Below are 23,346 nucleotides of genomic sequence, written 5' to 3'. Positions count from 1 at the left end.
CCCACTCAAATTTGACCATGTGGACAAAAGCCGGGCACCGTTCCATAGTTCCTTCGCCGATATTCCAGAGAAGAGAGCCGGCTCGACACGGCGCCAATCAGAGGGGCATGCAATGGACAACGGGAAGAGCAGAATCCAATCGAAACGCGAAGAGCTTTCGCGCCGCAACGTGCTGGAGCTGGGCGCGCTCGGCCTGGCGGCGGCGATGCTGCCGGGCAGCGCCTTTGCCAAGACCAAGAAGCTGAAAGTGGCGGCTATCTTCGCCACGCCGATCGAGGAGCCGTGGGACAACCAGATCCATGTTGCCCTGCAGAAGGCCGAGAAGGAACTCGGCATCGAATACAAATGGTCGGAGAAGGTGCAGACGGCCGATTTCAGCCGCGTCATGCGCGAATATGCGCAGGGCGGCTATGAGCTGGTGCTGGGGGATGCCTTCGCCGCCGAGCGCGAATCGCGCAGGACCGCCAAGCAGTTCCCGAAGACTGCCTTCCTGTTCGGCTCCGGCGCCGGGCCGGCCGAGCCGAATTTCGGCGTTTTCGACAACTGGATTCACGAGCCGGCCTATCTGTCCGGGATGATCGCCGGAAAGATGTCGAAATCGGGCACGATCGGCGCCGTCGCGGCGATGGGCATTCCGGAAGTGAACCGGCTGGTCAACGCCTTCTTTGCCGGCGCCAGGGAGGTCAATCCCGACATCAAGAAGAAGGTCGCCTTCATCGGTTCGTTCTTCGATCCGCCAAAAGCAAAGGAAGCGGCCGTCGCCCAGATCGATGCCGGCGTCGACGTCATCTATGCCGAGCGCTTCGGCGTCATCGAAGCGGCGGCGGAGAAGAAGATCCTCGCTATCTCCAACATGTCGGACCAGTCGAGCCTCGGCCCCGACACCGTGATCACCGGGCCGGTCTGGGACATGTATCCGACCGTCGAGCAGGCGATCAAGCTGGTCAAGGCCGGCGTCTTCACCGCGCAGGATTACGGCGATTTCTCGCGCATGGCCAAGGGCGGCTCCTACCTCGCGCCCTATCACAAGTTCGACAAGACGCTGCCGGCCGAGGTCAAGGAACTGGTCGAGAAGAAGAAGGCCGAGATCCTCGATGGCAATTTCCGCGTCGACGTCGATGAGAATACGCCGGTCTCTGACTGAGCGATGTCTTTTGGGGGTCTGGCGCTTGTCGCACCCCCCTCTGGCCTGCCGGCCATCTCCCCCTCAAGGGGGGAGATTAGCAGCTTCGCCGACAGCACCTCTTCTTCAGCGCTGACGATTTGCGAAAGCCGAAGTGACATCCGATCTCCCCCCTTGAGGGGGAGATGGCCGGCAGGCCAGAGGGGGGTGCAGCGCATTCCCGTCGATCAAAGCTGAACCGTAAAGCCAATTCCGATCGGGAGCACCCTTGTCAACGCCTGCCCCTCTTATTGAAATGCGCGGCATCTCCAAGAGCTTTGGCGCCGTCCAGGCGAACGAGGCCGTCGATCTCAGCGTGGCGCCGGGCGAAATCCTCGGGCTGCTCGGCGAAAACGGCGCCGGCAAGACGACGCTGATGAACGTGCTGTTCGGCGCCTATGCGCCCGATGCCGGCGAGATCCTGGTGCAGGGCCGGTCGGTGGCGATCAACAGTTCGGCCGATGCGCTGGCCGTCGGCATCGGCATGGTGCACCAGCATTTTCATCTCGCACCACGGCTTTCGGTGCTGGAGAACCTCTTGATCGGCATTCCCGGCAGATCGGGCCGGATCGACCGCGCCGGCGGGCTGGCGCGGCTCGCCGAGATCGGCCGCCAGCACGGGCTGACGCTCGACCCGGACCTCCCCGTCTCGGCGCTGTCGGTCGGCGAGCAACAGCGGCTCGAAATCGTCAAGGCGCTGTTTCGCGGCGCAAGGCTGCTGATCCTCGACGAGCCGACGGCGGTGTTGGCACCAACCGAGATCGACGGGCTGTTTTCGGCGCTGCGCTCGATGGCGGCACAAGGGCTCGGCATCATTTTCATCTCGCATAAGCTCAACGAGGTGCGAGCGCTGACGCATCGCTGCGTCGTGCTCCGGCATGGGCGCGTTGCCGGCCGCGTCGATGCGCCGGCCAGCACCACGTCCTCGGAGATGGCGCGGCTGATGTGCGGCCACGAGATCGTGCCTCCGGCCAGAGAACCGTCGATGCCGGGTGCGGCCGTGCTGACCCTCGACGGTATCTCGACATCGCATCATTCCGGCATGGCGCTGCGCGATGTTTCGCTGTCGGTTCGTGGCGGCGAGATCCTCGGCATCGCCGGCGTCTCCGGCAATGGCCAGCGCGCGCTTGCCGAGGTCATCTCCGGCGTGCGTGCGCCCGATGCCGGGAAGATGACCATAGCCGGCAAAACGGTTTCGCGGTTCTCGCCGAGCACAGTGCAGGCGCTCGGCCTCGGCCGCATCCCGGAAGACCGTATGACGACAGGGCTGGTCACCAATCTGCCGCTCGCCGATTCGATGGTGCTGCCGCGCATCGGCACGGCGGCGTTCAGCCGCAACGGCCTGCTCAAGCCGGATGGGATCCGCGCCTTCGCCGAGGCACAGATCAAAGCCTACGATATACGTTGCCCCGGGCCGATGACGCGCGCCGGGGCGCTTTCCGGCGGCAATCTGCAGAAGGCGCTTTTGGCGCGCGAACTCGCCTTCGATCCGAAGGTGCTGATCGTTTCGCAGCCGACTCGCGGCCTCGACATCGGCGCCGCGCGCTTCATCCACGAAAAATTCCTCGACATGCGCGCCAAGGGCTGCGGCATCATCGTCATCGGCGAGGATCTGGAAGAGTTGCTGATGCTCTCGGATCGTATCGCGGTGATGTATGAGGGCCGCATCGTCGGCACGCTGAACAGCGCCGACGCTAGCATCGCCAGACTCGGGTTGATGATGACCGGAGCGGAGGGCCATGCCTGATGTTCCGTCTCGAGGCCCGCACCTCAACGCCCGCCTGGTTCAATCTGGCGCTGCCGCTGCTCGCTATCGGCGCGACGCTGATCCTGTGCAGCGGCCTCATCGCACTGGCCGGCGCCGGCGTCGTCGAGGCTTATGGCGTTATGTTTTCGGCGTCTTTGGGCGACAGCTACGCCATCACCGAAACGCTGGTGCGTGCCGCGCCGATGATCTTCACCGGGCTGGCCGTGGCAGTCGCCTTCCGCGCCAAATTCTGGAACATCGGCGCCGAAGGGCAATTGCTGGCTGGTGCGGCGGCGAGCTGTGCCGTCGGTGCAATCCCGATGCCGGGGCCGCTCGCCATGCTGCTGATGGCGCTGGCGGGCGCTGCCGCCGGCGCGGCCGTCGCCCTGATCCCCGCCACGCTGAGGGTAAAATTCAGGGTCGATGACGTGGTCAGCTCACTGCTGCTCAACTCGGTCATTTTCTATGCACTGATGGCGCTGATCGAGGGGCCATGGAAGGACAGTTTCAGCGGCTACCCGATCTCGCCGCCGATCGAGGATACGGCCAATTTTCCGGTGCTGCTCGAAGGCACACGGCTGCATCTCGGCGTCGTCGCGGCGCTGGTCGCCGCACCGGTCATCTGGTTCGTGGTCGCGCGCACCACGCTCGGCTTCCGCATCAGGGTCACCGGCGAAAACCCGGAAGCGGCGCGCTATGGCGGCATCAATGTCGAGCGGGTGCTGATTTCGACGGCGCTGCTGTCTGGCGCATTGGCCGGCCTTGCCGGCGTCGGCGAGGTCGGCGGCGTGCATTTCCAGGTGATGAGCGACATCTCGCCGGGCTATGGCTATTCCGGCATCGTCGTCGCCATGCTGGCGAGGCTCAATCCGCTCGGCGTGGTGCCGGCGGCGATCTTCCTTGCCGCCGTCATGACCGGCGCCGAGGCGATGTCGAGGGCCACCGGCGTTCCGGCCTTCCTCAGCGATGTTATTCAGGGAACCGCATTGCTTGCCATGCTGGTGGCGCTGCTGTTCACCGCCTATCGCCTCCGTCGCGTGGGAATAGCCAAATGAGCGTGGTGCTGGAGCAGATATTCCAGGTCGGCTTCCTGGCCGCCATCATCCGCATTGCCACGCCCCTGGCCTTCGCAACGCTGGGCGAAATGTTCTCCGAGCGCGCCGGGGTGCTCAATCTCGGCATCGAAGGCATCATGCTTTTGTCGGCGATGACCGGCTTCACCGCGGCGAGCCTCAGCGGCAGCCTTTGGCTTGGCGTGCTCGCGGCGGTGCTGACCGGGGCGCTGATGGGCGCCGTGCACGCACTGTTCACTGTAGCGCTCGGCCTCAGCCAGCATGTCTGCGGCATCGGCGTGACGCTGTTCTCGTCGGGCCTTGCCTATTTCCTCTACCGGCTGATCTTCGGACAGCAATCGGTGCCACCGAACATCAAGGGGTTCGAGACGCTGCCGATCCCGATCCTGTCCGACATACCGGTGCTTGGGCCGGCGGTGTTCAATCAGTTTTCGCTGGTCTACATGGCGATGCTGGCCATACCGCTGGCCGCCTTCGTGCTCTACCGCACGCCTTGGGGCCTAGCGGTGCGCATGGTCGGCGAAAACCCGCGTGCCGCCGATTCTGCCGGCGTCAGCGTCATTGCAACACGCTTCCAGGCGGTGATCCTCGGCGGTGCCTTGATGGGACTGGCCGGTGCCTTCCTGTCGATGGCGCAATTCAACGCCTTCACCTTCGGCGTGGTTTCGGGGCGTGGCTGGGTGGCAATCGCGCTCGTCGTTTTCGGCCGCTGGGATCCGTGGCGATCGGCAGGCGCGGCACTGCTGTTTGCCTTCGTTGACGCCTTGCAGTTGCGTATGCAGGCGAGCGGGCTTGGCCATATCCCCTACGAGGCCTTCCTGATGCTGCCGTTCATCTTCACCATCGTCGCTATGGCGGTGATGTCGCGCAATGCGGTGGCCCCGTCGGCGCTGCTCAAGCCGTTCCGGCGCGAAGAGCGGTAGCGGCGCTTCGCCTTTCACATCGCGGTGAAGCCGTTATCGACGAACAGATGGGCGCCGTTGACGAAGCTGGCCTCGTCGCTGGCCAGGAACAGGGCTGCCTTCGCGACCTCTTCCGGCTCGCCGATCCGCCCTTGCTGCGCCGCCATTGCCGCGTCGGAGACATCGACGCCGAGTTTGTCGAGATCGGCGACCTCGCGCAGGCCATGCGGTGTCCTGATGAAGCCTGGACAGACCGCATTGCAGCGGATGTTGCGGTCGCGGAACTCGACGGCGATGGCACGCGCGAACATATGGCAGGCGCCCTTGGTGGTGTCGTAAAGCACCTCCATCGGCGTCGCCGCCACCGCCGAGATCGACGAGGTGCAGACGATGGACCCGCCGCCGGCGGCGATCATGCCGGGCAACACAGCACGCGTCATCAGGAACATCGAACGCACATTGACGGCATGCAGCCAGTCCCATTCCTGCAGCGTGGTCTCCAGGAAGGGTTTGATGACGAGGGTGCCGGCGTGGTTGAACAGAACCGTGACCGGGCCGAATTTTTCCGTCGCGCCCTTCACCGCCGCTTCGACCTGCGCCTCATCCGATACGTCGGCGACCCAGTGTTCGGCGACATGGCCGCGTTGCCTGATTGCCGCTGCGGTGGCCGCCGCCGCTTCGCCGTTGCGGTCGACGATCGCCACCTTGGCGCCCTCGGCCGCGAAAAGCTCCGAGGCCGCACCGCCCATTCCTGTCGCGCCACCCGAAATGATGGCGACCTTGCCGGCCAGTCTTGTCCCCATGGTTTGCTCCCTGCTGCCTTGCCGTGACGTCGCGGCTTTCCGCTGAAGCGATGCTATCCCTCATCCATTGGATGGCCAAGGAGCCACAGACACATGGACCTGACGTTTCCTGCCGTCACCCCGGCATGCCGCAAAAGGCAGCGCTAAGCAGTAAAAGCACTAACTTGTCCGCCGTTTGGAGAAAATTGTTCTAAGGATCGCGCGAAAATAGCACTCGACAAAGTCTACTGATTTTATAGATTAAGCGCCGAGACGGAGGTCGATATGTCCTATAGCCAGAACGCTCAGACTGCCCGCAAAGGCCAAAGGCTGGGTTCCGACCAGGTGTGGCGGCCGGCCTATGCCGGTGCTTTCGCCTATCTCGTCTTTGCCCTTGCGTTTGTATTCACCGGGGCAGTGGTACTGGGGCTGATCCCCTGATTGTCAAGGCTCTGATCATCGAGGCTTCCTCGGGATAGCGGCCTGCCGTTTGCAGAAATTCCGGAGTTGATGAACCGAATGCCGGTGTGCATTTGCGCGCCCTGATTCCAACGTGATGGAGGAGATGGCAATGCCGATCGAGTTCACGCATGTTCCCGGTAAGATCCACGCTGCCGACGGCAGCTTTTTCTATGACTTTGTCGAGACCGCGACGAAGCTGTCACTGATCGAGGATGCTGGATTCCAGAGGATCGTCATCGACGACCAGGCCGGGCTGCTGACCAATATGGACCTTGCCGCCCAGACGCTGGACCGGACCTCGTCCCTGGAGGTCGTGCTCACGCATTGGGCAGGCGTGATCGAACCAACCGTGGCGGCGCGACAACTCGCTGCCCTCGACGCGAGAAGCGGTGGCCGGCTGTCGCTCAGGATGCTCAGCGAGCCGCTGAGCGACGACGATGCCGAGGCACGTCCGGCCGGCCACACAGTGGTCTGGCAACGCATTGATGAATATCTGGTGCTGCTGAAGCGGTTGTGGTCGAACGACAGGCCGTTCGACCATGAAGGCACCTTTTACAGCATCAAAGGCGGCTATGTGCCGCGCAAGGGGCCGCATGGTGCCGATGTGACCATCCGCATGGGCGGGCAGTCGGGCACTGCGCTCAGGGTCGCGGGCAGGCATGCGGACGTGTTCGAGCTGGCGCCTGGCTCGCTTGCAGAAATTCACCAGTCAATGGAGCGCGTACGCGGCGCCGCTGCCGAACACGGCCGGGCCGGCAAGCTGCGTTTCGCGCTTCCCGTCCGAATCCGTTCGGAAGACAAATCGGCCGCTTCCTGCCAGAAGGCGCTCGAACTTGCCGGGCCGCCGGCGCAGGTCGCGCTGTCGCTGCTTTCCTACGCCGCTTTGGGGATCAAGGAGTTCATGATCGTCGGCGTCGACAGGCCACGCGAGATTGCGACCGCCGGCCGCGAGGCGATCGCGCTCTTGCGCAATTCACTGGCACGGCGCGAGGCCGATGTCCCTCAGCAGGGGGCGTTTGTGTCACGCGCGACACAGGGCGCGCGAGCCGGCTGCTGAACCGTCGTCCCGCGCCTTGGTGACGGGTCTACCACCATTCCGGGAAAGCCGCGTGAGCCGCCCTGGCCAGCGTCGGTATTTCCTGATCGGGAACGGAGCTGTAGGGCCAGAGCAATCGCGGCCCGAGCGGCGCCCAGCCGCCAGCCGCCGCCATCGCCTTATCGAGTGCTGCATCACCGACATTGTAACGGGTGCGAAACGGTAGGACATGTACGGCCAGGAAGGCCTGTATGCGGGCCTCGAGTTCGGCAGCTGCGGCCATGTCGGTGCGGATCATCTGCCACCACTGCACCGCGCCCTTCGGGTTGAGGCAGGCAACGTTGGAGTAGCTGCCATGGGCTCCCCCGGCATAGCCTGTTGCCAGCGTGTGGCCGGGGACGAAGACGGAAAATCCGTCCAGTCTGCGGCGCGTGTCGGCATACCAGCCGGCGTCGCCGCCCGGCAGCTTGGCGCCGACCAGCGATGGCACGGCCGCACGCAGACTGGCGATGCCGTCGAGCGTCAGGCGGCGCTTGGCGTGCGGCGGGTTGTAGAGCACCAGCGGTGTTTCGGGCGCGGCCTCGCAGAGGCCGCCGGCAAAACGCATGATCTCGTCGTCACTGGGCGGCCACCAGTCGGGCAAGGTGAATTGAGCCGCCGTCGGGCGAAGTCCGGCGACCCGCGTCAGTCGCTCCAGCGCGACGCGCGGATTGGACTGGCTGATGCCGATCGGAAAGGAAGGCGCGCGCGGCCGGCTATGGTTGCGACCAACTCACAAAGCCGGTCGAATTCGGGGTCGGTCTGGCAATGGAATTCGCAGGCCGTGCCATTGGAATAGACGCCGTCGACGCCTGAGGCGCAGAGCCGGGCGATCGTCTCTTCCGTCGCCTGCCAGTCGATCGCTCCGCGATCGTCGATGGCCAGCATCACCGCGCCCCAGATGCCGCGCGGTGCGTGTGCGGGCAAGCGGGCCAGATGGTCGTCGAGGTCAGCGTCCACCGGCGATCTCGTGTTCGCGGCGGGTTTCGTTCGACGCGAAGGCAGCCTCGATAATGGCGATGATCTTGCGCGCATAGATGCCGTCGACCGGCACCGGCGTGTCATCGGCAATGGCATCGCGCATTGCGCTCCATTCGCGCACCAGCGCGTTATGCATCCAGTTCGGCTCAAAGGACCCGGGCAGCTCGGTCCAGACCGTCTCGCGGCCAAGCATGGTGCCGCGGTCCATGTCGATGCGCAGCGTTCCCCGCTCGCAGACCAGATCCATGGCATAGGTGGTGGCGCCGGTGCGATAGCCGACGCTCTGCACCTGGCCGATGCCGCCGCCGGCGAAGCGCAATCCGAGCAGAGCGCTGTCGTCTGCTTCCTGGTCATGGAACTTGGCGCCGAGCATGCCGCTCACCGACACGACATCGTCATCCATCAGCCAGACCAGGCGATCGACCGCGTGGATGCCGGCCGTCAACAGCATGCCGCCGCCGGTCGCCTTGCGCAGATGCCAGTCGCGGCGATTGTGCTCCATCCACAGCTTGATGATCCAGCTCGATCCGGCGAGCGGCCGGCCGAGCTCGCCTTCCTCCAGAATTTGCCTGGCCGCCATGCAGGGCGGGGCGAAATGCATGAGGTGGGCGACCATCAGCTTGACGCCATCCTTGGCCACGGCGGCGTTGATCGCATCGCAGGCAGCCACCGTCGGCGCCATCGGTTTTTCGAGCAGGATATGCTTGCCGGCCTTTGCCGCGCCGATGGCCATTTCGGCATGGAGATGGTGCGGGCTGGCAATGAGGACCGCATCGACCTCCTTGTCGTCCAGCAGCCTTCGCCAGTCCGCGTAGCCGCGGCCGCCATGTTCAGCGGTGAATTGCTGCAGTGCGTCGGCATTTCCTCGAGAGGCGGCGACGAGGCGAATGCCGCCAGCCTCAGGGATTGCCCGCGCATGGGCTGCGCCGAAATCGCCGGCGCCGATAATTCCTATTCCAATCATGGTCCTGCCTTTTGATAGGCGGCGTCGATCAGCGACATCGCCGCAACATAATCTTCGATGGACACCGGCGGAGGCGCCTTTCTGGCCAGCCGGTCAAGCGTATCGCGCATGAACAGACGATAGCGCGTCGCCGGCAGTTCGACCGGCAAGTCGACGATTGCCGCGTCGTCGAGCGTTGCGCAGATAACATGGTCGCCATGATCGATGAGGGTGGCATTGGCACTGACGATGCGCCACTCGAAGTCACCGCCAGGGCGCATCGAAGCAAAGGTGTAACCGGCCTCGACGATGAACAGCGCGCCGGCCTCGTCTTCCAGCACCAGAAGTGCGTGATCCTCGACCGGGCCGGGATGGATGCGGTTCGCGATCGAAACGCTTTTCAGGCCGAGCTTGCCGGTTGCCAGGCTGAGTGCCGCGTCGACGCCGTGTATGCCGAGATTCCTCAACGCACCCCCGCCACCAACCGCCGGGTCGAGCACCCAGGCGACACCGTCGGCGATGTAGCGCCCAGGCGGGCCGTTGACCAGCCGGAACTGGCAATGCGCCACGGGGCCGGCGCGACCTTGCCGGCGCAGCCGTTCAAGGCCGGCAACGGCCGGCCCGAAACGGTTGGGCAGGGGAACAGCGACAAAAGCCTGGTACTGCCTGGCAAGGTCGCGCAGCGCCATCAGTTCCCTCGTATGGCTGGCCGCCGGCTTCTCCAGGACCAGCGGTATCCTTGCCGCGATGATCGCACGTGCCCGCGCCGGCACCATCGAAGGGTGCCCCATCAACAGGATCACATCCGGCGGGCTGGAGAGTATCTCCTTGAAATCTTCGATAAACGGCAGGTCGTGGTGCGCGGCGAACGCATGGGCTTGGCCAGGATTCTCGTCCCAGATACCGGCGATCTCCGCACCGGAAAAGCGTGCGGCGTCGAGGTGCATTTCGGCGTGCCAGTGGCTCGAGCCGGCGAGGATTATCTTCATTCGGGAGTAACACGTTGCTATGGGCTTGCAGGATATCCTACAAGTAGCTATACGACAAGCAGCGGGCAAGCTTCAGCGGATGATGAAAGCAGTGGGATGGCGGAACTGAAGTCGATCGAACCGTTGAGCAGACCACCGCTGCTGCACGTCACCGTGCAGGAAAGCCTCAGGGCCTATATCGAAAGCAACCAGCTCAAGGCCGGCGATCCCTTGCCGCCGGAGACGTTCCTGGCGCAGCGGCTCGGCGTCGGCCGCAACTCCGTGCGGGAGGCCATCAAGGCGCTGGAATCGATCGGCATCCTGGAGACACGGCGCGGCATCGGCGTGTTCGTCAAGGAGTTCTCGTTCAAGCCGCTGCTGGATAACCTTGCCTACGGCTTGCAAGATTCGCTGCGCGATGTCGAAGAGCTGCGCGAAATCCGCCGCGTGCTGGAAACCGGCCTCATCGCCAAGACGATCGAGATGATCAGCGCCGAAGATATCGAAGCGCTGCGCCAGTTGACCGAGCGCATGCGGCAACGTGCCGAGCGCCATGAGAGCTTCGCCGAAGAGGACCAGCAATTCCATCAGCTGCTGTTCCGCTGCCAGAACAATCGCATGCTGAGCGCGCTGATCGACATCTTCTGGATGGCGTTCAACAAGGCCTCGAATTTCACCAATCTCGACAATCCGACGCCGCTGGCGACATGGCGCGACCATCACGAGATCGTCGAGGCTGTCGCCGCCAAGGATGTCGACCAGGCGCGTCGGCGGCTCGATGACCATTACCGGGGGATCCAGCAGGTTATCGCCAAAAACCGAGCAAGCTGAAGAACAACCTGACTATGCCAAGGGAGGAAACCATGCGCATCAGGACCATCGCACTCTCAGTCGCCGGGCTGCTGCTCGCCAGCATTGCCCCATTGACCAGTGTCCAGGCACAAAGCGCCAAGACCATTGCGGGCGGCTTCGACGTCGGCCCCGGCGGTTTTCCCAAGAACTTCAACCCGCTGGTCGCGACCGGCGGCTACACCTGGCTCAGCACCTATTTTGAACCGCTGGTCATCTACAATGCCGGACTGACCGAGATCGAAGGCGACCTCGCCAAGGACTACAAGATCAGCGACGACCAGCTGAGCTATACGTTCAACCTGGTCAACGAGACTTGGCACGACGGCAAGCCGTTCACCTCGAAGGACGTCAAGTTCACCCTCGAGCTTGCCAGGAACAAGGCCTCCGGCAGCCTGTTTGCCGCCCGCCTCGCCAACATCGCCTCGGTCGATGCGCCGGATGACCACACCGCAGTGGTGAAGCTATCGAAACCGAACGGCTCGTTTCTATCGATCCTGTCGCAGCTGATGATCCTGCCGGAGCATGCCCTGGCCGCCCTGCCGCCGGAATCGCTGGCGACAAGCACCTGGTGGTCGACCACTCCGGTCGGCACCGGCCCGTTCAAGTTCAAGCGCTACGTGAGCGACCAATATGTCGAGCTGGCAGCCGATGACGATTATCGCGGCGGCAAGCCGAAGGTAGACGTGCTCATCAACCGCTATTTCGAGTCGCCGGCGGCGGCCGTTGCCGCGCTCCGTGCCGGCGAAATCCAGTTCACATACGTCGAGCCCGACGATGCGGCATCGTTCAAGAGCGACAGCAATTTCAGGGTGATCGAAGGTGCCTCGTACGTGGTCAACTATATCGGCCTGAACCAGAAGGTCGACCTGTTTAGGGATATCCGTGTCCGCCAGGCGATCATGTACGCGATCGATCGCAACGCCATCATCGACAGCCTCTACGGCGGTGCCGCCGAGCCAGCCAATTGCGGCTATGTCGCGCCGCACCTTGTTCCCGCAGGCCTCGAACCCTATGCCTACGATCCGGCAAAGGCCAAGGCGCTGCTGAGCGAGGCGGGCTGGGACAAGATCAACGGCGACAAACCGATCACCCTGCTGACCTATTACGGCTCGCCGCAAGCGGCCAACGTGATGGCTGCTGTCCAGTCGATGCTGGTCGAGGTCGGCATCAATGTGGGGCCGCGGGTCGTCGATACGCCGACCTATAACGGCATCGTCTACAAGCAAGGCACGCCGGACTGGAACGCCTTTCCGATAGTCTATGCCGGCCTGCAGAACGGCCCCAACCCGGCCGGCCTCAATCCCGGCCTCAACAAGTCGCAGATCCCGCCGGCAGGCTTCAACACCATGCGCATCGGGTTCGACGATCTGAGCGCTGCATTGGACGCCGCGCTAGGCCAGACCGATCCGGCCAAGCTCGATCAATCCTGGCAGGAGGTCTGCAAGGTGATGAACAAGGACCTGCCCTGGGCGACGTTGTGGGTGGCCAACCGCTATGGCGTGGCGTCGACCAAGCTGCATGACTTCGTCTGGACGCCGGCGCCGGGCGGCGGCCCCTACGCAGCTCACCCCGAGCGCTGGGACATCCAGTAAGAAACCCGCAAGCAAGCGAGCAGGCGGGACCACTTTGGCGCCGCCTGCCACCGCCACGGAAAGCCGATGTTGAGCTCCATCGCCCGCCGCAGCGCCACAGGATTGCTGATGCTGGTCGCGCTCAGCGTCCTCATCTTCATCCTGTTGCGGCTGGCGCCGGGCGATCCGATCGACGCCTATATCAACCCATCGGTCCCCATGTCGGCTTCCGACCTCGAGGGCCTGCGCGAACGGCTCGGACTCGATCGGCCGCTTCCCGTGCAATATCTCGCCTGGCTGCGCGCGGCGCTGAGCGGTGACTTCGGCTATTCGATCCAGCGCAGCGGCGTTGCCGTGCTGCCACTGGTCATGGAACGCATCGGCCCGACGGCGCTGCTGATGGGTACGGGCCTGGCGATCGCCATCGTGCTCGGCATTTCCGCCGGCATTTTCAGCGCGGTGCGCCGTAACGAACCATCCGACATCGCGCTGTCGGTGCTGTCGTTTATCGGTATCTCCAGCCCGGCTTTTCTGACAGCGCTGCTCGGTCTCTATTTCTTCTCGGTGCTGTTGCGCTGGGCGCCGTCCGGCGGCATGCAGACCGCGGGTGCGCCGTTCTCGGCGACGGATGTGCTTGCGCACCTCGTCCTGCCCGCCTGCCTGCTGTCCGTCGGCCATGCCGCGCTGATTATGCGTTACATGCGCGCCTCGCTGCTGGAAGTGCTCAACCAGGATTACGTGCGGACGGCGCGCGCCAAGGGCGTGCGCGAGTTCTGGGTTATCATCAAGCATGTAACCCGCAACGCGCTCTTGCCGGTCATTACCTTGATCGGCTCAACTGTCGGCATCGCCATCGGCGGCGCCATCTTCCTGGAAAGCGTGTTCAACTGGCCGGGCATGGGACTGCTTCTGGTCAACGCCGTCGGCACCCGCGATTACCCGGTGATCATGGGCGCTACCCTGGTGATCGGCGTTTGCGTCATCCTGGTCAACCTCTTGACCGACGTCGTTTATGCCGTCGTCGACCCGCGCATTCAGGTGGCATGATGGCAATCACGGCGCCAGATCCTGCAGTTGACCCGACAGCCGTGCCGCAAACCAAAGGCCCGCTTCGCCGCGCGCTCGACCGCTTTTTTGAAAACCGCGCGGCGCGTGCCGGGCTTTTGATCGTCATCCCGATCCTGCTGGCGGTTTCGACGTATCCTTTGTGGTGGCCGTTCGGTCCTAACACCATCGACCTCCGAGCAATGAACAAGGCGCCGTCGGCCATTCATTGGCTGGGCAGCGACGGCGTCGGGCGCGACGTCATGGCCCGGTTGCTACAAGGCGGGCGGATCTCATTGCTGGTTGCCGTCAGCTCGGTCGCCATCTCCACCGTCATCGGCTTCCTGGTCGGTGCCGTCGCCAGCTTTGGCGGGCGTCTTGTCGACGGCACGGTGATGCGCTTCGTCGACCTGGCGATGACGCTGCCGCCGGTGATCTTCCTGCTGGTGCTGGCTTCGATCGCCGGCACCGGCATCGCCCCGACCATCCTTGTGATCTCGCTGCTCTCCTGGCCGGTGCTGTCGCGCATGGTGCGCGCCCGGCTGCTCGAACTGCGCGAGCGCGATTTCGTCGTTGCCGCCCGCGGCATGGGGGCAGGGCTGCCGCATCTGCTGTTCCGGCACGGCCTGCCCAACTGCATCGATATCCTGGTCGTCTACGCCACCTTGCAGATCGCCAACGCCATCCTGCTCGAGGCCGGCCTGTCCTTCCTCGGCCTCGGCATCGCACCGCCCGAAGCCAGCTGGGGCAACATGCTCAATCTCGCCCGCTCCACCGTGGTGCTTGAAAATTACCCCTGGCAATGGATGTTCCCGGGCGCCGCACTGGTGCTCACCGTGCTCGCCATCAATTTCATCGGCGACGGCCTGCGCGACGCATTCGACCCCCGCTCCGATCTCAACTGACCTCAAAGGTTTATCAAAATGCCCCTGTTTACCGGCGTCGTGCCACCTGTCGTCACCCCGCTCAATGCCGATTTCAGCATCGACTTTCCGTCGTTCACCCGCACCATCGAGAACCTGCTCGACGGCGGTGTTCACGGGCTGTTCGTGCTCGGCTCGACCAGCGAGGTGGTCTTCCACGACGAGGCGGGCCGCAGGGCCGTCCTCGAGCACGCGGTCAAGGTCAATAACGGCCGGGTTCCGATCTTCGCCGGGGTCATCGACCCGACGACCGACCGCGTCATCAACCACGCCCGGATCGCCAGATCGGCCGGCGCCGACGCCATCGTCGTCACCGCGCCGTTTTATACCCGCACCAGCCAGCCGGAGATCGGCGACCACTTCCGCTATATCAAGGATGCGATCGACATTCCGGTCATCGCCTACGACATCCCGGTCTGCGTCCACGTCAAGCTGGAGCGCAAGACCACGGTCGGCCTCGCCAGGGAAGGCGCCATCGCGGGCATCAAGGATTCCAGCGGCGACGACGGCAATCTGCGTTACGTGCTCAAGGACATGGCCGACGCCCCCGGCTTCTTCGGCATGACCGGCTCCGAGATCCTGGTCGACAGCGTGCTGGCGATGGGTGCGCATGGCGTCGTGCCGGGGCTCGCCAATGTCGACCCGCATGGTTATGTCAGGCTGTGGAAGCTGACGCAGGCGGGCCAGCATGCCGAAGCCCGCGTGGAGCAGGAGCGGTTGCTGAAACTGTTCGAGATCGTCTGGATCTCGCTCGGCAGGACCAGCGCCGGCTCGGCCGGCGTCGGCGCCTTCAAGGCGGCGATGAAGAGCCTCGGCATCATCGCGTCGAACACCATGGCGCGGCCGCAGCGCAGCCTGAACGACGAGGAAACCGCAAAGATCGACATGATCCTTCGCGATGTGGGGCTGCTCCGCTGAGCGCCATGCCGATCCTCTCGATTTCCGGCCTGCGCGCGGTGTTCCGCATCGCGGGGCGCGACATCGCGGCGGTAAGGGATGTCGACCTGACGATCGGCTCCGGCGAGACGGTGGCGCTTGTCGGCGAATCCGGGTCCGGCAAATCTGTCACCAGCCTGTCGATCATCGGCCTGTTGCCAAAGAGGGTCGGACATATCGCCGAGGGGTCGATCGCGCTGCGGCGCAAGAACGGCACGGTTACCGAGCTGACCAGCCTCGATGCCGAGTCGCTGCGCAAGATACGCGGCAATGAGATCGGCATGGTGTTCCAGGAGCCGATGACCAGCCTCAACCCGGTCTACACGATCGGCGAGCAGATCGCCGAACCGATCCGCATCCATCTCCGCAAATCGCACCGCGAGGCAGAAGCAGACGCGGTGCGGCTGCTGGAACAGGTCGGCATTCCCGATCCGAAGCGGCGGGCGCGGCAATATCCGCACGAACTTTCGGGCGGGATGCGCCAGCGTGCCACCATTGCCATGGCCCTGTCCTGCGATCCTGGTTTGCTGATCGCCGACGAGCCGACAACCGCATTGGACGTCACCATCCAGGCCCAGATCCTCGATCTTTTGGCCGACCTGCAGGCGCAGCGCGGCATGGGCATCCTGTTCGTCACCCACAATCTCGGCGTCGTCGCCGAAATCGCCGACCGGGTGGCGGTGATGTATGCCGGGCGTATCGTCGAAACAGGTCCGGTGAGCGAAGTGTTCACCCGTCCGCGTCATCCCTATACGGCAGGGTTGATGCGCTCGGTGCCGCGGCTCGGCCAGGCCACGGCGCTGAAGGCGGCGGGAACGCCGCTGCCGACCATTGCCGGAAATGTTCCGTCGCTCGCCTTGCTGCCCATGGGCTGTTCCTTCGCGCCGCGTTGCCCGATGGCTATCCCTGCCTGCCGCGCCGCGGTCCCTCCATTGTTTGCGGCGACGCCGACCCAGCAAAGCCGCTGCCTGCGCTGGGAGGAGCTCTGATGGCCGACGCCCCTTTCCTCGCTGTCAAAAACCTGACCAAGCATTTTGCGCCGACAGCGTTCTCGCGCGGACCCGTCGTAAGGGCGTTGGAGGATATTTCCTTCGATATCAGGCGTGGCCAGGTGGTCGGCCTGGTCGGCGAATCCGGGTCCGGCAAGACGACGATCGGCCGCTCGGTGCTGCGTCTGATCGAGCCGACATCCGGCCAAATCAACTATGACGGCACCGACATCACCAGGCTGGGTGCCGCCCAGTTGCGCCGCCAGCGCCGCAAGATGCAGTATATTTTCCAGGATCCCTTCGCCAGCCTGTCGCCGCGCATGACGATCGGGCAGATCCTCACCGAGGGCCTGGACATTCAAGGCATCGGCAAGAAGTCCGAGCGGCGGGCGAAGGCCGAGAAGGCACTTGCCGCGGTCGAATTGCCGGTCGACGCCTATGACCGTTACGCCCATGAATTTTCGGGCGGCCAGCGCCAGCGCATCGGCATCGCCCGGGCGCTGACGCTCGAGCCGGAATTCATCGTTGCCGACGAGCCGGTCTCGGCACTCGACGTCTCGATCCAGGCGCAAATCATCAATTTGTTGCGCGACCTGCAGCTCCGGCTCGGCCTGACCATGCTGTTCATTTCGCACGATCTGGCTGTCGTCGAGTACATCTGCGACATGGTCATCGTGCTCTATCTCGGGCGCATCATGGAGGTTGCGCCGGCGGCCGAGCTTTATGCCCGGCCGCAGCATCCCTACACGCGCGCGCTGCTGTCGGCCATTCCGTCGCTCGACCCGCTGGCCAGGCAAGGCCGGCAGGTGCTCAAAGGCGATATTCCAAGCCCGGCAAACCCGCCGTCGGGCTGCGTTTTCCGAACCCGTTGCCCGTTCGCGCTGGAAGCTTGCGCCGGGGCTGTACCGCCGCTGAGGGCGACAGCCGAGGGCCATCTGAAGGCCTGCATTCGCGACGACATCGCTTAGGTTTTCTGCCCTCGGCCTACGGGAGAACTTGGGCGAGATGGACAAGGTCGTCGGCCACAAAGTCCCAGCTCTCAAGAGGCGAGAGATCGGTCGTCTGCGCCGGGCCATGCTCTTTTGGCCGAGCAACAAAGGCGGTTCCGATACCGCATTTTCGTGCCGCGGCCAGGTCGTCATTGTGCGCGGCGATTAACACGGCCTCCGCAGGTCGCACCCCCAGGATCTCCACTGCGCGGAGATAAGCCTGCGGCGCAGGCTTGTAGGTGCCGAACACATCCGAGCCAAGGACGGTGTCCCAAGGCAGGCCGGCGCGCTTGGCCATATCCAGCAACAGCCGGGTATTGCCTCCCGACAAGGGCGCGATGATGAAGCGCTCCCTTAGCCTCGCAAGGCCTTTCAGCGAATCGGGCCACGGCTCCAGCCGGTGCCAGGCGAGGTTGAGTTCCTCAAGTTCGGCGGTCGGCAGCTCGGACGGGGCCAGCCCGAACTGGACGAGGGTGGCGTCCAGATTCTCCCTGTTGATCACGTCAAGTGACACGAAAGGCCGGTGCCCCGTCCGCACCGCCTCGGTCGAGGCGTCATAGCGCGACGCCCACGCATCGGCGAATTCACCGGGATCGACCTGCTCTGCACCAACTCGCGCGAGGAAGGCGCCGGCCTCTCTTGCGATACCGCTGCGCCAGTCAACGACGGTTCCCAGAACATCGAAGAATAGAACTCGAGTAGTGGTCATTGAGCTTTCCTCCGACCTCATTGAAACGTCGCCGACGCCAACCCATATGCAATGCGCGTCGGATGTTTCCTCCCATTCGTCCGGCGCGTTCCCCTCTGAAGGTTTTCGACCTTCACATCTGGCCGGGCTTTGCAGCCCGGCCTTTTTTTGCGGGTAAGTGAGCCAGCCGAGATCATGGCGCAGGTGTGCCCAGCGTATCGATGCGTTTCGCCAGCGCCGCGGGATCGCCAAGCACGCGCAGCGTCTTCAGCCGAGCTGTGCCGCCGGCAGCGATCGAGACGCCCGATGCCGGCACGCCAAGCGCCTTGGCTACCAGCCTTTCCAGCGCTCGATTGGCGGCTCCGTTTTCCGGCACGGCGCGGACGCGAGCCTTCAGATGGCTTCGTCCATCCGCCGATGTTTCGATGCCTTCCAGCCTGTCCATCGCTGATTTCGGCGTCAGCCGGACAAACAGGTCGATGCCGTCGGCGCGCGTGCGGAACGGCGCACTCATCGACGCCCTGGGCTCAGACGACCAGCGAAAGCACGGTGGTGAGCAGGAACTGCCGGATGAAGAACAAGATCAGCAGCAGGATGATCGGCGAGATGTCGATGCCGCCGAGGTCGGGCATGAAGCGGCGGATCGGCCGCAGCGCCGGCTCGGTCAGCCGATAGAGCATGTTGCTGATGGTGTCGACGAACTGGTTGCGGGAGTTGACGACGTTGAAGGCGTAGAGCCAGGAAAATATCGCCGAGGCGATGATGATCCACCAGTAAAGGTCAAGCGCCATGACAATGGTCTGAATGAGGGCGATCATGCCGGTCTCCGATTGTTGCCGACATGTAGCCACTGTAGCTGAAAGCGGCAAGAGCCGCCTTCTGCCGCATGGGCGAGGGCGCACGAACGGCCGAGCGGCATTTCGGCAGCAAGCGCAGCCTTGACAGGAAACCGCAGCGGCCGATAAAAGCCCCATCCGCTGGACGGGGCTGTAGCTCAGCTGGGAGAGCGCGTCGTTCGCAATGACGAGGTCAGGAGTTCGATCCTCCTCAGCTCCACCAGCGGATTTTTTCCGACCCTTTGCCTGGATGAATTCCAAGGAAATCCTCCTTGGATTCGCGGCGTCTCTCAGACGAAGCTCGCGAACGCATTGCAGGCCTGCTGGCGGCTTGGCACTATCGTTGCCGGGTGGATTCACATCGGCGACGTAAAGACCCTCTACACCAGTAGCGTATGCGGCCTATTGCCACTGCGCCTCGTCCTTGCCAGACTTGGTCCGTCTTCAAAACCGAGGGGAATTCACCATGACCAGCACGACAAGGCGTGATTTTGTAGGTCTTACAGGAATGGCAGCGACTGCCCTGGCCGGTGCTGTTGCAACACGAGCTACCGCTGCGGAAAGCGACGTAGCGCCATCGTTCGATGAGGTTCTTCAAGAGTACAACCAAAACAACACAGAAAGGACTAGATCAAAGCTGGCGATCTATGTGGTCCTTTCTCATCTGCACGCCAGTCTCGAGGAGGAATTTAGCGACCTTGGGCTAGAGCTGCCTTTAGGGAAAAAGGTCTTGCCATCGAACCTGCCGGCCAATTTCGCCGACGCGCAGGTTGCACCCCTTCCTTGGCTCTTCAAGCCCTCGGAAGTTACCGACCACGAACGAAACGGCTATGCGGCGATTGCAATGCGAATGAACGCAGTGATGGCAAGACACACCGCCGACGTGAGTGTCGGGGTTTCGCATATCATGTCGCACAAGGGATAACCGCGACCTTGCCGGCGAGAACGGCACGTCAGGCGAGCACAACGCCGGCCGGCGATTTGTTGTTGCGGGCGAACCGATTACCTGTTTTGGCGAGGCGACTGCGCTGCGAGAGTCCTCACAATGGATAAATACTTCCGGGACGCGCCGCGCGAGATAGCAAAGCTCTCGGCACCCCGGCCAGTGGGAATTGTCAGCCGTCCGCGCGTAGTGGCGCTGCTTTCGCAGGCCCTCGACAGCGGTGCATGCTGGCTGGCGGCGCCTGGTGGATACGGCAAGACCACCGCGGTGATCGACTTTCTGGAACACGGCGGGCGGGAACAAGGCGGGCTGAAGCAAGGCGAGTCGGCGTACAACTGGTATCGGGTCGACACCGAGGACCAGGACGTTGCGCGCCTTTTCCACTATCTGACGCTGTCGCTCGACGGCAGGCATGCCGGCATGCCGGTCTTTGGTCCGGAATATGCCGACAATTCCGACGATTTCGCGCGGCTGTTCTTCCGCACCTATTTCTCGCGGCTTGATCCGGGCACGATCCTGGTCCTCGACGATCTGCATCGTGCCGATGCGCCAGGCTTTCGCCGGACGCTGGCGATCCTGTTGCGCGAACGCCCCAACACCGTCCGCTGCATCTGCACATCGCGGATGCTGCCCGAGGGCGACGTCGCCGACCTCGTGCTGTCGGGACAGTTGCCGGTGCTCAACCAAACGCTGCTGGAGTTTTCGCCTGGGGAGGCTCGCAACCTCGTCACCGCCCGCTCGCAATCGCCGTCCCAGGTCGGCGACATTTCGGAGGCGCGCGGCTGGGCGGTGGGCCTTCTCCTGCTGGCCAACGCCGGAATGTACTATCCGCTTTCGCAGACCGGCCTCGCCGGAGGCGCCGGCCTTCGGGAGATTGTCGGACGTTATTTCCTGCGCGACATCGCGCCGGAGGACCAGGATCTGCTTATCAGGCTCAACGTTCTGCCGGAGATCAGCACGGAGCTTGCCGATGCGTTCCTGGGCTCGCCGCAGGCTGCTCGCCTGCTGGTGCGGCTGCAGCATCGCCAGCTGCTGATCACCCGCGACGGTCCGGGCGGCGCCGCCTTCCAGCTGCATGACTTGTTGCGCGAATACCTTGCCGGCCTACTGGACCGGCGTGTGACGGAAGCGGACCGTTCCAGGCTGCGCGAGCAGGCAGCAAAGGTCCTGCACGAGGCAGACAAAACCGACGCGGCAATCGTGCTGGCGTTGCAGGCGGGCGCCTGGCCGCTGGCACGCCAGCTCATTCTGGAGTGCGCTAACGGCGTTCTCACGCAAGGGCGCAGGGCCAGCTTGGTCGAATGGTGCAACAGGCTGCCCCCCGACCAGATGGACGGGTGGGTCCATTATTGGCTCGGCGTCGCCTTCGCATCGGACGATGCGAAGGCCGAACCGCACTTCTCCAAAGCATGGCAAGCATTCGAGAACACCGACATGCGCGGCCAATGCCTGACGGTCGCGCGGGCGGTCGTAGTCAAGACCGCCAGCTGGCGTACGCATGAGGGGCTGGCGGATTGGACGCGCCGAGCCTCACAGGTTCTTGCCAGGGGATTGCCGGAGTTGGATCCGGAGGAACTCATGATGGTCAGGCTCGGCATCCTGCGGGCCGTCGATTTCGCCGAACCTGGCGAATTCGACGCCCATGACGCGAAGCGTCTCGTGAATGATATCCAGCAGCGCCTGACACATCTGCCGATCGAGGATTCGGTCGAGTTGCGCCTGCTGGCAAGCGAAGCGCTCATCGACTACGCGACCTCGTCGGGGCAGCGCGACATTTTTGCCAATGCCGTGGACAGCGTTGCCGCCGATCTCGAACATCCGGATATCCCGCCGCTAGTGCTCGGCATGTGGCTGGTGTCCTTTGGCTCGGCCAGCGGCCGTTACTTCTCCTATTCGCGGCGCGGATTTGTCTATGCCTCGGCCGAGGATGCGTTGCGACGCGCAACGGCGATAGGCGAGCAGCACGCCTTGCGGGGCGTCGAGTTCAGCGCCCTCTATCAGCTTCAATTGCTGATGAAGCTCCACAACAGGTTCTCGGAATTCAATGCGCTCGTCTCCCGGCTGGGCGAGATCGCGGACAGCAGGTTCACAACCCAGGTCGCTGTAGTCGCCGACTGCCACGCGGCGATGCACACGCGCAACGGCGACTTCGTCAAGGCTTATCTCGACTGCGATGCCTTCATGGATGCGATCGAGCGGGCGAATGAGCCGATGATCGAACGCTGGCCGCATTACGTCACCAAATACCAGGTCCTGCTGGCCGATCGGCGTCCAGCGGAGGCCATTGCGCTACTCCAGGAGATCGTCGAAAGGCTGAGCGGCGGCCCTCGCCAGCGGGTCGAACTCAACATTCTGGCCGCTCAGGCCCTGGAGCAGAAGTGGAAAGGCGGCGTGTCCTATGGCACCCGTCTGGCTGAATTCATGGAGGTGTTGCGCCAGGTCAACCCCTCCGCAATCCTGCTCAACCTGCCGGACTTATTGGCCGATCTGGTCGCCGATGCGCTGGAGCGAAAGATCGACGTCGATCTCTGCCGCCGCGTCGTTCGGGCGCGATATCTGGTCCCGCCCTCTGGCCGACCCGTCCAGTGGCCTTGGCCGCTCAGGATCCACTTGATGGGAGGCTTCCGCCTCGAGATCGATGGTGCCGAGGTCGCGCCCGGTGCCAAACCTACCCGCGCTCTCGACATATTGCGCATTATCTGCCTGTCGAGGGATCAGGTCTGTTCGGTGGAAACCCTGCAGGATTGGCTCTGGCCCGACCTCGACGGCGACCAGGCCAAAGCGGCCTTGGAGCAGGCGCTGCATCGTCTGCGCAAATTGCTCGGGCAAGGCGAGCTCGTAACGCTGAGAGAGGGCCGTTTGCGGCTCGCTGTCGACAAGGTCTGGATCGATCTGCAGGATTGGGAAGACCGGCTGAAACCCGTTCTGTCGGGCCAAAGAGACAGCGCAATCGAGGAGCAGGAGAGACTGCTGGAAGGCTTTGTCGGCCCGCTTTTCTCGAATGGCCCGACGCCCGCCTGGTCGAACGCCGCGGCCGACCGGGTGCGGGACGGGTTGGTCGAGCTTGCCGTGCGGGTCGCCAAACACTGGCAGAGCCAAGGCAACGCAGATCGGGCACGCCAAGCGTGCCGGCGTGCGCTCGATTTCTACCCGGAATCGGCCAAACTCCATGGCACGCTCATCCAGGAGAGCCTCTCCAGAAACGACCATGCCGGCGCCATCGAGGATTACCGGCGCTATGAACGCGCGCTCGCTTCGACCGGCGATGACGAGCCCTCGCCTTTGCTGCGTTCGCTCGTGCGCCCGCTTCTCTAGACCGGTCATCGTTTCACGGAAACGGCGAACCGCTCTATCTCTTTGTTTTGACGCAATTCCGGACGGAAAACCGTTTCACACTTTTCCTGGAATTGCTTGTCTTATGACTTTCGCTGCCGAATGGGTCAGAAAGGAACGCTGAGAGAGGGTAGCCGCCCTCCCTCA

Annotated in this window: 23 protein-coding genes and 1 tRNA gene; 16 read left to right on the top strand and 8 right to left on the bottom strand. The window is 63.8% G+C overall.

Annotated features, from left to right (window positions below; all coding sequences use genetic code 11):
* The first annotated feature begins 112 nt into the window (after nucleotides 1–112).
* The 4 genes from NKH93_RS29130 (at nucleotide 113) to NKH93_RS29115 (ending at nucleotide 4,905) form a co-directional block, all read left to right on the top strand.
* Complete coding sequence (locus NKH93_RS29130) at nucleotides 113–1,144, top strand: BMP family protein (protein ID WP_352683733.1); 1,032 nt, start codon at nucleotides 113–115, stop codon at nucleotides 1,142–1,144.
* Between the two features lie 274 nt (nucleotides 1,145–1,418).
* Nucleotides 1,419–2,909 carry an ABC transporter ATP-binding protein gene (locus NKH93_RS29125; RefSeq protein ID WP_502896516.1) on the top strand — a complete coding sequence of 497 codons (1,491 nt, stop codon included), beginning with the start codon at nucleotides 1,419–1,421 and terminating at the stop codon, nucleotides 2,907–2,909.
* Nucleotides 2,909–3,964 (top strand): ABC transporter permease, encoded by a 1,056-nt coding sequence (locus NKH93_RS29120; protein ID WP_352540873.1) that lies wholly within the window; start codon nucleotides 2,909–2,911, stop codon nucleotides 3,962–3,964. Before NKH93_RS29125 ends, NKH93_RS29120 begins: the two co-directional genes overlap by 1 nt.
* The gene (locus tag NKH93_RS29115) at nucleotides 3,961–4,905 is read left to right on the top strand and encodes an ABC transporter permease (protein ID WP_023678177.1); all 945 of its coding nucleotides are present in this window, start codon (nucleotides 3,961–3,963) and stop codon (nucleotides 4,903–4,905) included. The genes NKH93_RS29120 and NKH93_RS29115 overlap by 4 nt, the downstream gene beginning before the upstream one ends.
* Before the next feature lie 14 nt (nucleotides 4,906–4,919).
* On the opposite strand, the gene NKH93_RS29110 is transcribed toward NKH93_RS29115, so the two are convergent.
* Nucleotides 4,920–5,687: an SDR family NAD(P)-dependent oxidoreductase gene (locus NKH93_RS29110; protein ID WP_352470743.1), complete on the bottom strand. Its 768-nt coding sequence runs from the start codon at nucleotides 5,685–5,687 to the stop codon at nucleotides 4,920–4,922.
* A 264-nt stretch (nucleotides 5,688–5,951) separates the two neighbouring features.
* Between NKH93_RS29110 and NKH93_RS29105 the strand changes: the two genes are divergently transcribed.
* Together NKH93_RS29105 and NKH93_RS29100 are read left to right on the top strand one after the other, a co-directional pair.
* A complete protein-coding gene (locus tag NKH93_RS29105; RefSeq protein WP_023678176.1) occupies nucleotides 5,952–6,107 on the top strand; it encodes a hypothetical protein in 156 nt (51 codons plus the stop codon).
* A gap of 130 nt (nucleotides 6,108–6,237) precedes the next feature.
* Complete coding sequence (locus tag NKH93_RS29100) at nucleotides 6,238–7,185, top strand: LLM class flavin-dependent oxidoreductase (protein ID WP_352974240.1); 948 nt, start codon at nucleotides 6,238–6,240, stop codon at nucleotides 7,183–7,185.
* A gap of 28 nt (nucleotides 7,186–7,213) precedes the next feature.
* On the opposite strand, the gene NKH93_RS29095 is transcribed toward NKH93_RS29100, so the two are convergent.
* The 4 genes from NKH93_RS29095 to NKH93_RS29080 form a co-directional block, all read right to left on the bottom strand.
* On the bottom strand, nucleotides 7,214–7,771 hold the full coding sequence (locus tag NKH93_RS29095) for a beta/alpha barrel domain-containing protein (RefSeq protein WP_352974235.1): 558 nt from the start codon (nucleotides 7,769–7,771) through the stop codon (nucleotides 7,214–7,216).
* Nucleotides 7,772–7,848: 77 nt separating this feature from the next.
* Nucleotides 7,849–8,163, bottom strand: a complete 315-nt coding sequence (locus tag NKH93_RS29090) for a dihydrodipicolinate synthase family protein (protein WP_352974230.1) — start codon at nucleotides 8,161–8,163, stop codon at nucleotides 7,849–7,851.
* The gene (locus tag NKH93_RS29085; protein ID WP_352974228.1) at nucleotides 8,153–9,148 is read right to left on the bottom strand and encodes a Gfo/Idh/MocA family protein; all 996 of its coding nucleotides are present in this window, start codon (nucleotides 9,146–9,148) and stop codon (nucleotides 8,153–8,155) included. The genes NKH93_RS29090 and NKH93_RS29085 overlap by 11 nt, the downstream gene beginning before the upstream one ends.
* Nucleotides 9,145–10,116 (bottom strand): Gfo/Idh/MocA family protein, encoded by a 972-nt coding sequence (locus NKH93_RS29080; protein WP_352974226.1) that lies wholly within the window; start codon nucleotides 10,114–10,116, stop codon nucleotides 9,145–9,147. The genes NKH93_RS29085 and NKH93_RS29080 overlap by 4 nt, the downstream gene beginning before the upstream one ends.
* Before the next feature lie 96 nt (nucleotides 10,117–10,212).
* Between NKH93_RS29080 and NKH93_RS29075 the strand changes: the two genes are divergently transcribed.
* From NKH93_RS29075 to NKH93_RS29045, 7 genes are all read left to right on the top strand, one after another.
* Nucleotides 10,213–10,926 carry a FadR/GntR family transcriptional regulator gene (locus NKH93_RS29075; protein ID WP_352470738.1) on the top strand — a complete coding sequence of 238 codons (714 nt, stop codon included), beginning with the start codon at nucleotides 10,213–10,215 and terminating at the stop codon, nucleotides 10,924–10,926.
* Between the two features lie 32 nt (nucleotides 10,927–10,958).
* Nucleotides 10,959–12,539: an ABC transporter substrate-binding protein gene (locus NKH93_RS29070; RefSeq protein ID WP_352974222.1), complete on the top strand. Its 1,581-nt coding sequence runs from the start codon at nucleotides 10,959–10,961 to the stop codon at nucleotides 12,537–12,539.
* Nucleotides 12,540–12,605: 66 nt separating this feature from the next.
* Nucleotides 12,606–13,565, top strand: a complete 960-nt coding sequence (locus NKH93_RS29065; protein ID WP_352974215.1) for an ABC transporter permease — start codon at nucleotides 12,606–12,608, stop codon at nucleotides 13,563–13,565.
* Complete coding sequence (locus NKH93_RS29060) at nucleotides 13,562–14,467, top strand: ABC transporter permease (RefSeq protein ID WP_502896514.1); 906 nt, start codon at nucleotides 13,562–13,564, stop codon at nucleotides 14,465–14,467. Before NKH93_RS29065 ends, NKH93_RS29060 begins: the two co-directional genes overlap by 4 nt.
* Nucleotides 14,468–14,485: 18 nt before the next feature.
* Nucleotides 14,486–15,403 (top strand): dihydrodipicolinate synthase family protein, encoded by a 918-nt coding sequence (locus NKH93_RS29055; protein WP_352817410.1) that lies wholly within the window; start codon nucleotides 14,486–14,488, stop codon nucleotides 15,401–15,403.
* Nucleotides 15,400–16,410 (top strand): ABC transporter ATP-binding protein, encoded by a 1,011-nt coding sequence (locus NKH93_RS29050; protein ID WP_352974304.1) that lies wholly within the window; start codon nucleotides 15,400–15,402, stop codon nucleotides 16,408–16,410. Before NKH93_RS29055 ends, NKH93_RS29050 begins: the two co-directional genes overlap by 4 nt.
* Nucleotides 16,410–17,378, top strand: coding sequence for an ABC transporter ATP-binding protein (locus NKH93_RS29045; protein WP_352974207.1), 969 nt, complete (start codon nucleotides 16,410–16,412; stop codon nucleotides 17,376–17,378). Before NKH93_RS29050 ends, NKH93_RS29045 begins: the two co-directional genes overlap by 1 nt.
* Nucleotides 17,379–17,394: 16 nt before the next feature.
* Here the strand turns inward: NKH93_RS29045 and NKH93_RS29040 are convergent, their stop codons facing one another.
* The 3 genes from NKH93_RS29040 to NKH93_RS29030 form a co-directional block, all read right to left on the bottom strand.
* The gene (locus NKH93_RS29040) at nucleotides 17,395–18,129 is read right to left on the bottom strand and encodes a haloacid dehalogenase type II (RefSeq protein ID WP_352500804.1); all 735 of its coding nucleotides are present in this window, start codon (nucleotides 18,127–18,129) and stop codon (nucleotides 17,395–17,397) included.
* Nucleotides 18,130–18,280: 151 nt separating this feature from the next.
* Entirely contained in the window at nucleotides 18,281–18,601 is a 321-nt protein-coding gene (locus NKH93_RS29035) for a DUF167 family protein (RefSeq protein WP_352470731.1), read from the bottom strand.
* A gap of 13 nt (nucleotides 18,602–18,614) precedes the next feature.
* A complete protein-coding gene (locus NKH93_RS29030) occupies nucleotides 18,615–18,905 on the bottom strand; it encodes a YggT family protein (protein ID WP_023678162.1) in 291 nt (96 codons plus the stop codon).
* A gap of 165 nt (nucleotides 18,906–19,070) precedes the next feature.
* Between NKH93_RS29030 and NKH93_RS29025 the strand changes: the two genes are divergently transcribed.
* From NKH93_RS29025 to NKH93_RS29015, 3 genes are all read left to right on the top strand, one after another.
* Nucleotides 19,071–19,146 (top strand) — tRNA-Ala (locus NKH93_RS29025).
* A 243-nt stretch (nucleotides 19,147–19,389) separates the two neighbouring features.
* Nucleotides 19,390–19,848 carry a hypothetical protein gene (locus NKH93_RS29020; RefSeq protein ID WP_352470730.1) on the top strand — a complete coding sequence of 153 codons (459 nt, stop codon included), beginning with the start codon at nucleotides 19,390–19,392 and terminating at the stop codon, nucleotides 19,846–19,848.
* Nucleotides 19,849–19,968: 120 nt separating this feature from the next.
* Nucleotides 19,969–23,181 carry an AfsR/SARP family transcriptional regulator gene (locus tag NKH93_RS29015; RefSeq protein WP_352974199.1) on the top strand — a complete coding sequence of 1,071 codons (3,213 nt, stop codon included), beginning with the start codon at nucleotides 19,969–19,971 and terminating at the stop codon, nucleotides 23,179–23,181.
* The last annotated feature ends 165 nt before the right edge of the window (nucleotides 23,182–23,346 follow it).

Source organism: Mesorhizobium sp. M0954 (assembly GCF_040319155.1).
Classification (GTDB): Bacteria; Pseudomonadota; Alphaproteobacteria; order Rhizobiales; family Rhizobiaceae; genus Mesorhizobium.
Note: the sequence above shows the minus strand (reverse complement) of the source record. Positions and strands in the feature narration are given on the sequence as shown.